Source organism: Bacillus sp. (in: firmicutes) (assembly GCF_031983925.1).
Lineage (GTDB): Bacteria > Bacillota > Bacilli > Bacillales > Bacillaceae_G > Bacillus_A > Bacillus_A pacificus.
This window is the reverse complement of record NZ_DALYZR010000007.1, coordinates 191,475-207,338: the sequence shown is the minus strand read 5'-3', so window position 1 is coordinate 207,338 and position 15,864 is coordinate 191,475. Positions and strand designations below refer to the sequence as shown.

Sequence of the window (15,864 nt, the reverse complement as noted above, 5' to 3'; positions counted from 1 at the left end):
TAAAATAAAAATTGACGTTTCACGTTGTTTGTTTCGTTCAGTTTTCAAAGAACTTGTCCATCGCTTCAGAAGCGACTTCATCATATTAACATCTTCATTTTTCAATGTCAACTAAGTTTTAAAATTTCTTTTTTATCGTTTTCTGCGTTTCCGCATCAGCGACGTTTATTAATATACCATCATGGTTTTTAAATAACAAGTGTTTTTTTATAAAAAAAACAAAAAAAATTATCTATCCTACTTTCTTCTATAGTAAAACCTTTTATTCTCTCTACTGAAAATAAGTATTTTGATTGTATACCAATACACTCTAATTAACCAAACTGCCTTTCATAATCCCTCCCACCTTTTCATTCTCTTCTACATTAAAGTCCACATTTAAAAAGAAAATAGCTTCGCCACTTCCTAATAATACGAACATGTTGATTTTTTGTCCCTCCACACAAATCATTACTAATTGAAAGAACCGGTTGTTGGCAGATAGCTCCACCCCAACCGAATTCGAGGCGAGAATTTTATCGTCCGACCAACGGCGGGATAGATAACGAAATTCCAACGAAACATCAACTTAAGATTATTGTTAGAATTTTTTTACATTTAATTAATGAAAAATATCCATTTTTTGTTATATAGTAAGAAAAGACGTACTCAACTACAAATAAGCCAATGGAGGAATTACTTTATGGATAGGTTAACGAAGTTTTCATTAAAAAACCGCGCCGCTGTTATCATCATGGTTTTTCTCATTTCCATACTCGGTGTTTATTCCGGCTCTAAATTACCTATGGAATTTTTACCTAGTATCGATAATCCCGCAGTCACCGTTACAACCTTATCTCCAGGACTCGACGCCGAAGCAATGACAAAAGAAGTAACCGCTCCCCTTGAAAAACAATTTCGCAACTTAGAACACATTGACAACATCACCTCTTCTACTCACGAAGGATTATCACGCATCGATATCGCGTATACATCCAAAGCAAATATGAAAGATGCCACACGTGAAGTTGAGAAGGCCCTTACTACAATTAAATTACCTAAAGATGCAACAAAACCGATAGTTAGCCAATTAAATACTTCTATGATTCCACTCGCTCAAATTGCAATCCAAAAGCAAAACGGATTTTCAAAAGCAGATGAAAAACAAATCGAAAAAGAAATCGTACCACAACTCGAAAGCATTGATGGTGTTGCCAACGTTATGTTTTTCGGAAAATCAACTTCTGAATTATCTATTATACTAGATCCAAACCAATTAAAAGATAAAAACGTAACACCGGAACAAATATTAAAAGTTTTACAAGGAAAAGAAACTTCCACTCCAGCTGGAGCTGTTACCGTTAATAAAGAAGAATATAACCTTCGTGTCATCGGAGATATAAAAAATGTAGATGACATTAAAAACATCACCGTTGCACCTCAAGTAAAATTGCAAGATGTTGCTCAAATTGAACTTAAACAACACTACGATACAATCTCACATATAAATGGCGAAGAAGGCACTGGATTAATCATCATGAAAGAGCCAAGTAAAAATGCAGTTGCAATCGGAAAAGAAATCGATAAAAAAATTAAAGATATAAGTAAACAATATAAAGATCAATTTTCTATTAAACTTTTAGCGTCAACTCATGAACAAGTTGAAAATGCTGTTACTAGCATGGGAAAAGAAGTAATCCTTGGAGCAATTGCTGCAACTCTAATTATCTTAATCTTTTTACGCAACTTCCGAACGACACTCATTGCTGTTGTCAGTATTCCATTATCTATTTTATTAACACTCTTTTTACTACACCAATCTAACATCACACTTAACACTCTAACACTTGGTGGTTTAGCCGTTGCAGTTGGACGTCTCGTCGATGATAGCATCGTTGTCATTGAGAATATTTTCCGACGTTTACAAAAAGAAGCTTTCTCTAAAGATATTATTCTCGATGCAACGAAAGAGGTCGCCGTCGCAATTACTTCTTCTACTTTAACAACGGTCGCTGTTTTTTTACCTATTGGCCTCGTATCAGGAGTAATCGGAAAATTAATGTTACCTATGGTATTAGCAGTCGTATATTCTATACTATCATCCTTAATCGTTGCACTAACAGTTGTTCCACTTATGGCTTTTTTACTACTCAAAAAAACAAAACACAAAAAGCCAAGTTCTTCACCACGATATGTCGCTACATTAAAGTGGGCTCTTTCGCATAAATTCATTATTCTACTTACTTCTTTTTTATTATTCGCAGGATCGATCGCCGCCTATGTATTACTACCGAAAGCGAATATAAAATCTGAAGACGACACAATGTTATCTATTAATATGACTTTCCCAGCTGATTACGCTCCTGAAACACAAAAACAAAAAGCTTTTGATTTCGAAAAGAAGCTACTTTCTAATTCAGATGTAACGGATGTTATTTTACGAATGGGATCTAGCGCAGAAGATGCACAATGGGGGCAAACGACCAAAAATAATCTCGCAAGTATATTGGTAGTCTTTAAAAAAGGTTCTGATATTGATCAGTATATTAAAGAGTTAAAGAAAGAACATAAAACTTTTGAGCCCGCGGAACTTGATTATATAAAAATGAGTTATTCAAGCTCTGGCAGCGGCAATAATTTGCAATTCAACGTAACAGCCACTAACGAAACGAATTTAAAAGAGGCTGCTACTATCGTCGAAACAAAACTAAAGGATATGGATGATCTTTCTAAAGTAAAAACGAATTTAGAAGACTCTAAGAAAGAATGGCAAATCCATGTTGATCAAACAAAGGCCGAACAACTAGGATTAACACCAGAATTGGCAGCTCAACAAGTAGCATTCCTTATGAAGAAATCACCTATTGGTGAAGTTTCAATCAATAACGAAAAAACTACTATTATGATAGAACATAAAAAAGAAAGTATTACTAAACAAGAAGACATTTTAAACACAAACATACTATCACCTATTAATGGACCAATTCCTTTAAAAGACATTGCAACTATTTCAGAAAAGCAACTTCAAACAGAAGTTTTCCATAAAGATGGAAAAGAAACGATTCAAATTACCGCAGAAGCTTCAAATGAAGATTTAAGCAAGGTAAGCACTGAAGTGAACAAAGCGATAGCCGACTTAGATTTACCTAGCGGAGCAAAAGTAAATATCGCAGGCGCCACTGAATCTATGCAAGAGAACTTCACAGATTTATTCAAGATTATGGGGATTGCAATTGGGATTGTATATTTAATTATGGTTATTACCTTTGGGCAGGCACGTGCTCCTTTTGCAATCTTGTTCTCCTTGCCATTAGCTGCTGTCGGCGGTATTTTAGGATTAATCATTTCAGGAACACCAGTTGATGTAAATTCCTTAATCGGTGCATTAATGTTAATCGGGATTGTCGTTACAAACGCTATCGTATTAATAGAAAGAGTACAACAAAACCGGGAACATGGTATGGAAACGAGAGAAGCCTTACTCGAAGCAGGTTCCACTAGACTACGTCCAATTATTATGACAGCTATTACAACAATTGTTGCTATGCTCCCACTCCTATTTAGCCAATCACAAGCAGGAAGTATGGTATCAAAAAGCCTAGCCGTTGTTGTTATCGGTGGTTTGGCAGTCTCAACTGTTCTTACATTAGTAGTCGTTCCAGTTATGTATGAACTATTAGATAAAATCGGGAGAAAAAGACGCTCTCGTAGAAAAATAAGCACTTCTACAGAAACACCTGATATTTAAAAGAAAAGCGTTATCTTCATGAATGAAGATAACGCTTTTTCTCTACCTGCTCATATAATCCATCACTTTTTCCACATACCGCTCTAGCGGTTCACTAGAGTCCACAATAAGATATTCACTATGTAAAGGTCTTTTACTACCATTTAACCACTTTTTAAAAGCTACTTCGGAATCCACTCGACCAACCTGACTGACCATACGCTTACGTGTTTGCAGCCTATTATTAATCTCTTCCATATCATTAAGATAACATTCGATATATTTATATTTTACACCATGTTTATTAGACAGTTTCATTCCTTTTTCAACCATTCCTTCATATAGACATGGACTATCCAATATCACACTATGCCCTTGGTCTAAATAAGAATCAATCAATGCCCACTCAACATCGTATGATACTCCTCCAACAACCGCTGATTCAATCCCTTTCATTTCCAATGACTGTAACAACGCTGATTTCAAAACGTCATGATCTACAATTACAGCACCTGTTAACTTCGCTATATACTTAGAAACTGTCGATTTTCCCGATCCAGGAAATCCTGACATTTGCAGAAAAAACAAATTAAACCCACTCCCTCATTTTCATCTTCTTATCCTAATATTCGCGAGCAGCAAGACCCCACTAATTAAAGTTTCACTTTATTTATATAACGAATTACAAATTCAACAATCGCTATACCTTTTCCTTCTATATTAAAACTCAAAAAGAACCCCCTACTTATAAGTAGAGAGTTCCCCTTTACAGCTTATGCAGCTTTTACCTTCTTCGTCGTTTTACTTTTTCTTTTCGCTCCTGTAAAACGTTTGTGCAATATAGATGCTACTAATCGTGAAATAACATTGAATAGTAATACCATAATAATTAATACAGCTGCAGATTTTGTCGCAATTAACTTCGCATCTGGGATAATCCCTTCAGAATTTAACTTCCAAATGTGAACCGCTAACGTTTCAGCTGGTCTAAATGGATTTAAAGGATGAGCAGGACTTGAGAAGTCCGCTGCTGAATTTAAAATTGGAGATGTTAAACCCGCTGTGTAAATTAATGCTGCTGCTTCACCAAATATACGACCTGCCGCTAAAATAACACCTGTAATAATTTGCGGTAATGACGACGGGATAATAATACGAGTGATCGTTTGCCACTTTGTTGCACCTAACCCAAGGCTCGCCTCTTTCACATTAGCAGGAACTTCTGAAATCGCATTTTCACAAACACGTGTTAAACCTGGCAAGTTTAAAATCGTTAAAGCAAGGGCACCACCCATTACTGTGTATCCCCATCCTGTCATTGTAACGAACACTAACAAACCGAATAAACCAACAACAATAGAAGGTAAAGATGCCATTGTCTCGATACATAAACGAACAAAGTTTAAAAAACGTCCTTGTTTTGCATACTCTGCTAAATATATTCCAGCGCCTAATCCAAGTGGAATAGATATAATAAGCGTTATAACAAGCATATAGAATGAATTGAATAACTGCGGACCAATCCCACCACCAGCTCTTGTATTGCTTGGTTCTCCAAACAGGAAATTAGGATCCCAAAAACCCCATCCCTTTTGTAAAATCTCAAATACTAAGAACACTAGTAAAGCTACGACTAAAGCCGCAACCGCATAAAAGATACCTGTCCAAACTTTATTTACCGTCCTTGCATTCATTATTATCGCTCACCTCTTTGCCCAATTGCTCGAATAACTAAAATAAACAGGAATGAAATAACAAGTAAAATCATTGCTAAAGTCCATAGCGCATTGTTCCAAGCAGTTCCGTTTAATGTATTTGTCATATCCATTGTCAAAATACCAGTTAACGTTGCTGTCGGACTATATATTCCTTCTGGTAATTTAACCGTATTCCCAATTACCATTTGAACCGCTAACGCTTCACCAAAAGCACGCGCTAAACCTAAAACAACACCTGTTAAAATCCCTTTTTTCGCAGCAGGAACAATTACTCGGCTAATCGCTTGCCATTTCGTTGATCCTAAACCATAAGAAGCTTCTAAATAATCAAATGGAACAGAGCGTATTGCATCAGAAGCGATACTAGCAATAGTAGGTAAAATCATAATACTCAGGACAATAATACCTGCAATTAAACTAAACCCTACTCCCCCAAACGAATCACGTAATAGCGGTACTAAAATTGTAACCCCTAATAATCCGTATACAACCGAAGGAATACCAACTAATAATTCTAAAACAGGCTTCAATACTTTATTTCCAAACTTCGGCGAAATTAAATTCATGAATATAGCAAGAGCTATAGCAATTGGTGCACTAATAATAACCGCACCTAACGAAACCACCGTTGAACCTACAATGAAAATTACAGCCCCGAAAGTTCCCTCATCAGCATTTGGACTCCATTTTGTCGATGTTAACATCTCAGTAAACGAGATACCACTTTGCGTAAAAGATTGAATTCCTTTACCGCAAATAAACGCAATAATAGCTAATGTAACTAAAACAATAAAAATACCACAAAACGTAACAAGTGATCTTCCTATATATTCACTTTTCACGTAATTAATTTGTTTTTTCCCCTTCATCACAGGACAGACCCCACTTCATAAATTGAAATGAACAGGACTGGCCTTGCAGCCAGCCCCATAAATTTTATTACTTATTTAATTTAGACATTGGAATATAACCCATATCTTCTACTTGCTTTTCAAAATCTTTACCTTTTACATAGTCAATGTAAGCTTTTGTTGCTTCTTTCGCTTCACCTTTCGTTACCATGTACTCGTAAGACCAGAATGGATATTTACCAGACGCAATGTTTTCAACTTTTGGTTCAGCACCATCAATTTTCACTGTTTGTAGCGCACCTTTTTTCTCGCCAACCATGTAAGACATTGCTAAATAACTTACTGAACCTGGAGTAGAATTAATCGCTTGCTCTACTGCACCGTTAGAATCTTGTGTAGTACCAGTTCCGTCATTAATTTTCGCATCTTTCATAATTGTTTTTTCAAATGTAGCACGTGTACCAGAAGAAGCTGGACGGTTAATTACGTTGATTTTTTCATCTTTCCCGCCTACCTCTTTCCAGTTTGTTACTTTTCCAGTGAAGATATCTTGTACTTGTTGTACTGTTAAGTTATCAACTTTTACATCTTTATTTACGACAAGTGCGAATGCAATACCCGCCACCTTGTTATCTACTAATTCTTTCGCCTTATCAGCATCTTTTATTTTATCTGCAGATGGAACATCTGAGTTACCAATTTGGACCGCACCAGAAGCTACTTGGTTAATTCCAGTTCCACTACCGCCACCTTGCACTTGAATAGAAACGTTTGAATTTTTCTCCATAAATTTCTTTCCAGCTTCCTCTGCAAGAGGTTGAAGTGCTGTAGAGCCTGCAGCTGCTATCGTACCTGACAATTCTTGTTTTGCATTATCGCTTCCTTTAGCATCTTTACCTGATGTCTCTTCTGCTTTTCCACATCCCGCTAATGAACCCGCTACCACTAAAGCTGCTAAAGAAAATTTAATACCCTTTTTCATGACCATGTCTTGTACCCCCATTTGGATTATCACTTTTCACATTTATCTACTTCTTTCGAACACAAATTCATTGTAGGACAATAATATTATGTGAGTGTTAAGCAATTTTTAATTTTAAGTAAATGACGATAATAATCCTTAAAAACTAGGAATCCCAACATTTATAGTTAAAGAACCCAACAAAATCCACACTAATTAAGCTGTAATGTAAATTTACTCTTAACAATGTAAATTAAATGTAAATGTTTTTCGCTCTTTTTCCCTTTTAGTTAAAGTTACATTTACAATTCCGCTGTATTTTGTTACTTTTACACGCCTAATTTATGCACATTACACAGAATTTCAGTAATATTTTTTAGTACAACTAAATAAATTGGAACAATTCTAAAAATAAATGAATATTTTTAAAGTACCAATTGACAGCATCATCCAATGTAGTCTACTATATTACTAACAAAAAGTTTACCTAAGGAAACTTTTTAAACTTAAACTAACAATATAGAGATGAGGTAACTTTTATGGTATCGGCTAATATAAAACCACTTTCCGAATTTAAGACAGGAGAGTTTGTACAAATTGAGAAGATACAATTAGAAGGAACTATGAAACGACGTTTATTAGATTTAGGATTTATCCCTGGGGCAACAATTAAAGTATTACAACGCAGTCCACTTGGAGATCCGGTCGCTTATCAAGTAAGCAACACCACTATTGCACTACGTAAGGAAGAAAGCTCCCTTATTTTCGGGATATTAATAGGAGATGATTTCAGATGAGCAAACATCGCATTGCTTTAGCCGGCAACCCGAATACCGGGAAAAGTACATTATTTAATACTTTAACAGGCTTAAAACAACATACTGGAAACTGGACAGGAAAAACTGTTTTAAAAGCTGAAGGGGAATATGAACATAACGGTAGTAAATATACATTAATAGATTTACCTGGAACTTACTCACTATATTCAAATTCTGCAGATGAAGAAGTAGCAAGGGATTATATTATATTTGAAAAACCAGAAGTAACTGTAGTTGTTGTCGATGCAACTGCTATGGAGCGAAATTTAAATTTAGCACTCCAAGTGATGGAAATGACGAGCAACGTAGTCATTTGTATTAACTTAATTGATGAAGCTGAGAAAAAAGGCATCGTTATTGATGAAAAGAAATTAGCAAAATCACTCGGTGTACCTGTAGTTAAAATTTCCGCTCGTAACCGAGTAGGCATCGGTCATTTACTAAATGTTATTGCCAAAGTAGCAAATAAAAAGCTAATTCCAACACCAATTAAAATTTCTTACAGCGAAAAAATCGAGAATATGATTCAGGAATTAGAACCACAAATTTATAAAGTGTTCGGTGATACGTATCCAGCACGCTGGATTGCGTTACGTATATTAGATGGAGATAAAAATTTCTTAACTACACTTCAAAAACACCATAATGAACCACTTGTAAGGGAGGTCGTAATGAATGGAATCTCACTCAGCCAGTAAAGCTCTTCCATTAGACTATATTATTCAACATGCACAAGCACTATCAAAAGAGGATATACGAGATGATATTGTCGGAGATATTTACCGAACATCTGCAAGCATATGTAAAGAATCTGTTCAATATACAAATACGGATAAATTGTATCGTTCTGAAAAACTAGATAAAATTTTCACATCTCCAATCTGGGGATTCCCAATTATGCTTGGTATTTTATCTATCATTTTTTATCTTACAATTGCAGGGGCTAACGTACCATCTGATATGATTGCTGAGTTCTTCGGATGGGCCGAAGGATATTTAACATCTTGGTTTCAAGCAGCACATGCACCTGAATGGCTACATGGCATTTTAATACTTGGTTTATTCCGTGGTATCGGTGCTGTTATTAGCGTTATGTTACCACCTATGGCCATCTTTTTCCCTATGTTTGCACTATTAGAAAACTACGGATACTTACCACGAGTTGCGTTTAATATGGACCGCTTATTCAAACGCTCTGGTGCACATGGTAAACAATCTTTAACAATGGCAATGGGCTTTGGTTGTAATGCAGCAGCCATTATGTCAACACGTATTATTGAATCACCACGTGAACGTATGCTTGCAATCTTAACAAACAACTTCGTTCCTTGTAACGGTCGCTGGCCTATGTTAATTTTAATGGCTTCATTATTTATGGCTGCCGGTTATACAGGTAGTATGCAAACATTGGTTACTGCTGGAGTTGTAGTTGGAATGGTTGTAATTGGTATCGTTATGACATTAACCGTTTCTTGGGTACTATCAAAAACAGCTTTAAAAGGCGTTCCAACTCACTACACACTCGAGTTACCGCCATACCGTAAGCCAAAGGTTTGGAATACAATTGTGCGTGCAACACTCGATAAATCCGTCTATGTTTTAAAACGAGCTGTTGTTGTTGCTGCTCCTGCGGCTGCATTAACTTGGTTACTTGCTAATATTTTCATCGGTGACACAAGCCTACTTATGTATTTTGTAAACTTCCTAGATCCATTCGCTAAAATGTTAGGACTTGACGGATTTATTCTAGCTGCGTTCATTCTTGGACTACCAGCGAACGAAATTGTTATCCCGATTTTATTAATGTCTTACTTATCAACCGGAGCTTTAACTGAAATAGATGATTTTAATCAAATTAAAAATCTATTCTTAGAAAATGGTTGGACTTGGTTAACGGCGTTAAACACAATGTTGTTCTCACTTCTTCATTTCCCATGTGGAACGACACTGGTTAACATATATAAAGAAACAAAAAGTGCAAAATGGACATTCTTATCGTTTGCAATCCCTACCGTTATCGCTATTGTTGTGACATTCCTCTCTACACAATTGGTACATTGGTTAGGGCTTGTATAAAAACAAAGCATACATAGAAGGTATCCCCCTTCACATATGCTTTGTGCGAAAGAAACCTGAAATTATTCAGGTTTCTTTTTTTGCACATCATTATTCCAAGGCTGCGCTCCATACGTTGTAATTTTTTTATGAATGTAGTATATAGCTCCCGGAAGAACTGCCATTAATATTGTGCAACTAATCCCTAATCCAGTAAACAACCTCCATCACCTTACTTCACTTTCTTTGGTAATGCTGAACCTGAATGTTCAATTGTTGGATCAACGTGAACATTAATTTCAGCATTACTAAAATAATTCTGGCCTCGATCCCAATTCTTACTAATTTTCTTCCACTCTTTATAATTATGCTTCTTATATACCTCTCCTAATTCCAATACATCTACTTTATATTTTTTTTGAACAAGCTGTATAGATTTTTCAATACGCTTCTTCATTTCCTTTGAAATTTCTTTCTTTAAAAGCTTTTCATTCATCACTTGTTTCGGTTCATTAAAATGTAACTCAGCTAATATCCCTTCTGTGGACAAATGAATATCAAACTTCGGTTTTGTAGCATTTTCAGTAGACACTTGGATCTTTCGGCGCAACTTATGAATTTCATATGTAATGAGCTGATTCTTTTTACGAACAGTAAAGAAACCTCCAATTTTTTTACCTATTACATAGTTCATTCCTAATGTTTGCTCTCCACTCAAAGTTCCAACGCACTTATTATCCTTTCCACGAATCAATGCCGCTCCTTCCATTTGTACGCCTTGTTTAGTTAACCCTAAGAGAGGTAATGCAAAACTTCGATCTGCGATCATTTTCCCTTGTACTTCACCAATTCTCGCCGCCTCAATCATTTGAGCGTTTTTCGGAGGATGTTCAGCTAACATATCAATATACTGCGCCGGTAAGTTTTCAGGTTTTGCACTCTGTTTTAAAATAGATTCTGCATTTTTCTTGGAAACGAACAAACGAATATTTCTTCTCATTTCATGATCACGAAAATATACATCTAACGTATTTTGCAAAACATACGGATTTGCTAGTAATTCATCCGAAAAAATAATGACTTGTATATGCGGAAAAAATAATGTTCGACTAATTTTTTTAGCAATTATTCTTATTTGCTCAAAGACGCTATCTGCTTTCGCACTTACGTTAATATAATTTTCACTATCTCCATCGCCCTGTCCACTTTGTTGTGCTAACTTACTGGGAAGTACCATCTGATACGTCCCTTTCATAATCGGATTTGATTTCTTTTTCTTCACAATATCGTAAGCTGCGCCTACTACAAATCCTCTTTCTTCTATTTCTTCTAGTTCAGAGCACCCACTTATAGATCCAGCTAAAACCATAACCATTATAATTTTAAGAAGGTGTTTCATTTCTACCATTCCTTCTTTTTATTTTATATACAATAAAAACTAGCAAAGGAGCTAATACGACAAACCCCATATCTATCCACGCTAAATACGTTCCGTAACTTGATAACGTATTTAAATTACCCGGGAGCATATTCAGCATAAAAATTAGAGGCGCGCTTCCGAAAATAAAAATATGTTTCTTCACTTTCGGAAACATAGCACAAAACAATAGAGATGCGACGTCATAATACATGGCTGTAGTGTTATAAATAGTAATAATCCAAGTCGTAAAAAAAATTGCATCGAACCTTTCTAAAAAGCCTCCACCAATTTCAATTTCTTTCCCTAATTCAATTGTTGGGTATGTCAATCCACGAGTTGTCATATACGTAAAAACACTAATACACGTTACATAAATTAAAATGTATGAGAGCACATTTACTATCACTGCTTTCGCAACTGCCATTGGTGCCTTTTTCGCTGTCTTATCATTCAACAACACAGCATAAAACAGAGCTACCTCAAATCCAATAAATGTGAATATAGAATTTTTAACCCCAACAGCGTATTGACTTACTTCCGTTTGGAAAGCTGGAAACAAATTGTTTATTTCCATTAAATTTATATTTAATAAAGAAAGAAGCACTATTGCAATTAAAACAATAGGTAAGAACATAACATTTAATCGTAACAAAGCTGCTCTCGATCCTGCTATTCCATAGATAACAACCAATAAGAAGAAAAAAGATAGTAGCTGTACTGGTGTCTCACTAAATAAATACGTTTGCGAAATAATTGCAATCATTCGTGATTCATATGCTGTCAAAGCAGCAAACGTTAATACTAAAACCATACTAATCGTGTATGCTACCGGCTTTGTCAAATGCGCACTCGTATATTGAACAAAGTTTTGTTTTGGAAATAAAATAGCCACCCTCGTTACAAACCAGCCTAAAACTGCACATATCAATCCACCCAAAAGCAAAATAATCCAACCATCTGAAAATAAAGTTTGGTTAGCAATATCCCTTGGCATAGATAATGCGCCTATACCAATAATGGTCGATGATACCGCAAACCCAATTTCCCGAGATCCAATTTCTTCATCGCCATACTCAAATGGTTTCAATTATTCTCGCTCCTTTGGACGTACTGTAGAATCTTTTGTTTGTAAATATTCCGGTCTCTCTTTCAACATTGATTTTGGCATGCGAATAAACTCTTCTTTCCAATCTTTATAAAATGCAGGAGCAATTGGAGTCGTATACGGTACACCAACACTTGTTAAATTTGTAATATGAATAGCAAGCGCAATAAGAGCTAGAATGATTCCATACAACCCAAAAGCAGTTGCTGCTAATACAAAGACGAAAAGTAAAATTCGAAACGTAATTGTGATGCTATACACTGGAAGTGAAAATGTAGCAATAGCTGTAACCGCAATAATAATAACTAAAAACGGATTTACAATTCCTGCGTTCACCGCTGCTTCTCCGATTACAAGACCACCTACAATCCCAATTGTTTGTCCCATCGGTTTCGGTAACCTAATTCCCGCTTCTCGTATTAATTCCATCGTTAATGCCATCATTAACGTTTCAATATAGGCAGGAAACGGAACACCTTCTCTTGCCCCGGCAATCGAATAAGCCAATTTAGAAGGAATAAGTCCTTGGTGATATGAGACGAGCGCTACATACATCGCTGGCATTAAAACTGCAACTATACCAGAACCCATTCGCAAAATTCTTAATAAAGTCCCTATTACCCAACGCTCATAATGATCTTCCACAGATTGAAAAATATCAACAAATACTAGCGGAGCTATAAGGGCAAACGGTGATCCATCCACCAAAATAGCTGCCTTTCCTTTCGCTAATGAGGCCACAATATTATCAGGCCTTTCCGTATTCAAAAACTGCGGAAACGGCGACAAATTATTATCTTGAATTAATTGCTCAATTGTACCCGTCTCAAAAACGACATCTGTCACTATGGATTGAAGACGCCGATCTAGCTCTTCTACAATGTAAGGATTAATAATGTCTTCTATATATACTAAAGTCACTTCCTTTTGGGATCTCTTCCCCATAATATAAGATTGAAATCTCAGCTTTGGGTCACGTAAACTACGGCGAATTAACATTTTATTCACGTTAATATCTTCATTTAATCCAATCCTCGGTCCACGTATTAAATCTTCTGTTACTGGTGGTTCTAAACTTCTTTTTTCCCAAGCTCTACTATTAATCACGATAGCTGTTTGAATATTATCAATTAATATAACTGTATCTCCCGCTAAAATCGCATTTATAATATCCGGAAATGTTGTCTTCTTACCGACTTCCGCAATAGAAATAAAACGATCCAATAACGTCTGAACGATAGCTGCTTCTTTTTGTACTTCTTCATATTGAAGTGTACGAACTACATATTTATAAACATTATCCTTATCTGTTAACCCACACAGAAAAATAACAGCACAACGTGTAAAACTGCCAGCAAGGGCAACTTCCCTAATTGTTAAATCATTCGGTGAACCTAACTCATCCCTAATTTTTTTCATAACTTCAAATAAGTTACCTTTTAGCTCTAACAAGTCCCCCACCTAACTTCCTTTTCAACAAGTTTTTAGTTAGATTCCGCTAATCGAAGAAAATATATACAAAAAAGAGCTATCTCTTTTCAAAGATAGCTCTAGCATTAGAATTACTTTCCTACTATTATATTGTCTGTCTTTATAGACACATTTTTCGTGAACCCACTAACGATAAACATCACAATCATATTCATTAACAACGCGACTATACCTACATTTAAATCTTTTATATATTGAGGGAAACTCGGAAACATCGTAGCTATAGTTGAACCCGATAGAGTAATATACGCAACCACTAACAACCCAATCCCCATCCCTGCAATCGCTCCTTGCTTCGTAATAACCTGACGCGGAAACAGACTACATACAAGTGCAGGGAAAAGCTGTGTCACTATACTATATCCCATTAAAAGAAGTGCTCCTATCGTTTCTCCACCTTTAAAAGTAAACAAAACAGCTACAAGCGTTACTACAGGAACAAATAATTTCGCTGTTTTTGCCACTTGTCGATCCGAAGCAGATGGGACCATTGTTCGGTAAATATTTTTCGCTAATAATGTAGAAGCGGCCATGACAAGCATAGAACCTGGAACTAATGCCGTTAAAACTCCGGCACTACCAATAATCCCAATAAACCAAGGATCAAAAGTTTGAAGAGCCAGACGGAATAACGAAAGGTCTACATCCCCTCCCTTTAATCCAGGAACTTGTAAGATAGCTGCAAACCCTGCAAAGAACACGAAAAGTAAAACTAAAGAATACAGTGGCATAATGGCCGCATTTTTACGAAATACTTTTTCATTTTTTGCAGAGAAAGCAGAGGCGAATGTATGGGGCCACATATAGAAACCGAGAGCCGTTAATACAATAGTAGAAACAAACCAAGAAATGCTCATTCCTTCATCAGGTAAAGATAAAAACCCTGGTTTTGCTGCTTCTACAGCTTCAAACATCGGCTGAAATCCTCCGTAATAATGGTACGGTAAATATATACCTAAAAACATAACGATAAACAGGATCATAATGTCCTTCAAAGCGGCCGTCCAAGCAGAGCCGTGTATACCTGAAACCATTACATATATCGTTATAACAATTGCGCCAATCCACACTGCTATAACTGGCGATACCCTTCCATAAGACGCTTCCGAAACGATAATTCCTAATCCTTTTAACTGTAAAACAAGGTATGGGATAATCGAAATAACCCCAATGATAGAAACGATAAGGCCAAGTGCCTGACTCTTATATTTCTTCACAAAAAAATCTGGCTGTGAAACTAGATTATGCTCTTTTGCATACTTCCAAACTGGTGGTAATAAAAAATAAGATAAAATATAAGCTAATGCACCATAACCTAAAATATAAAAAGTAGGTGCTCCTTTACTATACGCCCATCCACTTCCACCTAAAAATGTGAATGTCGTATAAATTTCACCTGCCATAAGAAGAAAAACAAAAATAGTACCAAAGCCTCTTCCTCCAACTGACCATTGCTCTAAATTCATATCTTTTCCGTGTTGTGCCCGAATTCCTAAAAATAGTGCGAGAAACAAAAATAAAATAATGATAAGTAATGCGGTCATTTTACATCCCCCTTATTAGCAGGATCAAATACGTACACAATCCCCATACAAAGAGATGTAATAAGCACTGATAATAATACCCAAAATAATAAAAATGGCATCCCTAATATGTAAGGAGTAACTGAATTAGCAAATACGGGTCCAACAACTAAACAAAAAACTGGAATAAGCGCTAATACGTGTATTTTCTTCATC

Annotated in this window: 15 protein-coding genes; 4 read left to right on the top strand and 11 right to left on the bottom strand. The window is 35.9% G+C overall.

Features of this window, described 5'->3' with window-relative positions:
• Positions 1–310: 310 nt before the first annotated feature.
• Positions 311–556 (bottom strand): hypothetical protein, encoded by a 246-nt coding sequence (locus RTP99_RS19990; protein ID WP_011040015.1) that lies wholly within the window; start codon positions 554–556, stop codon positions 311–313.
• Between the two features lie 126 nt (positions 557–682).
• Between RTP99_RS19990 and RTP99_RS19985 the strand changes: the two genes are divergently transcribed.
• Positions 683–3,727 carry an efflux RND transporter permease subunit gene (locus RTP99_RS19985; protein WP_000375570.1) on the top strand — a complete coding sequence of 1,015 codons (3,045 nt, stop codon included), beginning with the start codon at positions 683–685 and terminating at the stop codon, positions 3,725–3,727.
• A 42-nt stretch (positions 3,728–3,769) separates the two neighbouring features.
• Here RTP99_RS19985 and RTP99_RS19980 read toward each other — a convergent pair whose 3' ends face one another.
• The 4 genes from RTP99_RS19980 to RTP99_RS19965 all read right to left on the bottom strand — a co-directional run bounded on the left by RTP99_RS19980 (position 3,770) and on the right by RTP99_RS19965 (position 7,263).
• A complete protein-coding gene (locus tag RTP99_RS19980; protein WP_000465760.1) occupies positions 3,770–4,294 on the bottom strand; it encodes a P-loop nucleotide/nucleoside kinase family protein in 525 nt (174 codons plus the stop codon).
• Between the two features lie 185 nt (positions 4,295–4,479).
• The gene (gene pstA, locus RTP99_RS19975) at positions 4,480–5,400 is read right to left on the bottom strand and encodes a phosphate ABC transporter permease PstA (protein WP_000994138.1); all 921 of its coding nucleotides are present in this window, start codon (positions 5,398–5,400) and stop codon (positions 4,480–4,482) included.
• A 2-nt stretch (positions 5,401–5,402) separates the two neighbouring features.
• A complete protein-coding gene (pstC, locus tag RTP99_RS19970) occupies positions 5,403–6,293 on the bottom strand; it encodes a phosphate ABC transporter permease subunit PstC (protein WP_011040013.1) in 891 nt (296 codons plus the stop codon).
• A 70-nt stretch (positions 6,294–6,363) separates the two neighbouring features.
• Positions 6,364–7,263, bottom strand: a complete 900-nt coding sequence (locus RTP99_RS19965; protein WP_000245115.1) for a phosphate ABC transporter substrate-binding protein PstS — start codon at positions 7,261–7,263, stop codon at positions 6,364–6,366.
• 512 nt (positions 7,264–7,775) lie between these two features.
• Here RTP99_RS19965 and RTP99_RS19960 point away from each other — a divergent pair.
• From RTP99_RS19960 to RTP99_RS19950, 3 genes are read left to right on the top strand one after another with little or no spacing between them, the layout of a single operon-like run.
• A complete protein-coding gene (locus RTP99_RS19960; RefSeq protein ID WP_000252983.1) occupies positions 7,776–8,033 on the top strand; it encodes a FeoA family protein in 258 nt (85 codons plus the stop codon).
• Complete coding sequence (locus tag RTP99_RS19955; RefSeq protein ID WP_000033861.1) at positions 8,030–8,752, top strand: FeoB small GTPase domain-containing protein; 723 nt, start codon at positions 8,030–8,032, stop codon at positions 8,750–8,752. Before RTP99_RS19960 ends, RTP99_RS19955 begins: the two co-directional genes overlap by 4 nt.
• The gene (locus RTP99_RS19950; RefSeq protein WP_000443586.1) at positions 8,730–10,130 is read left to right on the top strand and encodes a nucleoside recognition domain-containing protein; all 1,401 of its coding nucleotides are present in this window, start codon (positions 8,730–8,732) and stop codon (positions 10,128–10,130) included. Before RTP99_RS19955 ends, RTP99_RS19950 begins: the two co-directional genes overlap by 23 nt.
• 62 nt (positions 10,131–10,192) lie before the next feature.
• Here RTP99_RS19950 and RTP99_RS19945 read toward each other — a convergent pair whose 3' ends face one another.
• The 6 genes from RTP99_RS19945 to RTP99_RS19920 form a co-directional block, all read right to left on the bottom strand.
• Positions 10,193–10,330: a hypothetical protein gene (locus RTP99_RS19945; RefSeq protein ID WP_000493992.1), complete on the bottom strand. Its 138-nt coding sequence runs from the start codon at positions 10,328–10,330 to the stop codon at positions 10,193–10,195.
• Positions 10,331–10,341: 11 nt separating this feature from the next.
• The gene (gerLC, locus tag RTP99_RS19940) at positions 10,342–11,508 is read right to left on the bottom strand and encodes a spore germination protein GerLC (RefSeq protein WP_016716486.1); all 1,167 of its coding nucleotides are present in this window, start codon (positions 11,506–11,508) and stop codon (positions 10,342–10,344) included.
• Positions 11,492–12,616, bottom strand: a complete 1,125-nt coding sequence (gene gerLB / locus RTP99_RS19935; RefSeq protein WP_000801997.1) for a spore germination protein GerLB — start codon at positions 12,614–12,616, stop codon at positions 11,492–11,494. The genes gerLC and gerLB overlap by 17 nt, the downstream gene beginning before the upstream one ends.
• Entirely contained in the window at positions 12,617–14,095 is a 1,479-nt protein-coding gene (gerLA, locus tag RTP99_RS19930; protein WP_011040012.1) for a spore germination protein GerLA, read from the bottom strand.
• 101 nt (positions 14,096–14,196) lie between these two features.
• Positions 14,197–15,669, bottom strand: coding sequence for a sodium:solute symporter family protein (locus tag RTP99_RS19925; protein WP_000125917.1), 1,473 nt, complete (start codon positions 15,667–15,669; stop codon positions 14,197–14,199).
• Positions 15,666–15,863, bottom strand: coding sequence for a DUF3311 domain-containing protein (locus RTP99_RS19920; protein ID WP_000719859.1), 198 nt, complete (start codon positions 15,861–15,863; stop codon positions 15,666–15,668). The genes RTP99_RS19925 and RTP99_RS19920 overlap by 4 nt, the downstream gene beginning before the upstream one ends.
• Between the last annotated feature and the right edge of the window lies 1 nt (position 15,864).

What these genes read in the sequence shown, in the direction of transcription:
- pstA (WP_000994138.1), bottom strand. Translation starts at nt 5,400, where the DNA reads ATGAATGCAAGGACGGTAAATAAAGTTTGGACAGGTATCTTTTATGCG.
- gerLC (WP_016716486.1), bottom strand. Translation starts at nt 11,508, where the DNA reads ATGAAACACCTTCTTAAAATTATAATGGTTATGGTTTTAGCTGGATCT.
- RTP99_RS19985 (WP_000375570.1), top strand. Translation starts at nt 683, where the DNA reads ATGGATAGGTTAACGAAGTTTTCATTAAAAAACCGCGCCGCTGTTATC.
- RTP99_RS19950 (WP_000443586.1), top strand. Translation starts at nt 8,730, where the DNA reads ATGGAATCTCACTCAGCCAGTAAAGCTCTTCCATTAGACTATATTATT.
- pstC (WP_011040013.1), bottom strand. Translation starts at nt 6,293, where the DNA reads ATGAAGGGGAAAAAACAAATTAATTACGTGAAAAGTGAATATATAGGA.
- RTP99_RS19965 (WP_000245115.1), bottom strand. Translation starts at nt 7,263, where the DNA reads ATGGTCATGAAAAAGGGTATTAAATTTTCTTTAGCAGCTTTAGTGGTA.
- RTP99_RS19920 (WP_000719859.1), bottom strand. Translation starts at nt 15,863, where the DNA reads ATGAAGAAAATACACGTATTAGCGCTTATTCCAGTTTTTTGTTTAGTT.
- RTP99_RS19960 (WP_000252983.1), top strand. Translation starts at nt 7,776, where the DNA reads ATGGTATCGGCTAATATAAAACCACTTTCCGAATTTAAGACAGGAGAG.
- RTP99_RS19925 (WP_000125917.1), bottom strand. Translation starts at nt 15,669, where the DNA reads ATGACCGCATTACTTATCATTATTTTATTTTTGTTTCTCGCACTATTT.
- RTP99_RS19955 (WP_000033861.1), top strand. Translation starts at nt 8,030, where the DNA reads ATGAGCAAACATCGCATTGCTTTAGCCGGCAACCCGAATACCGGGAAA.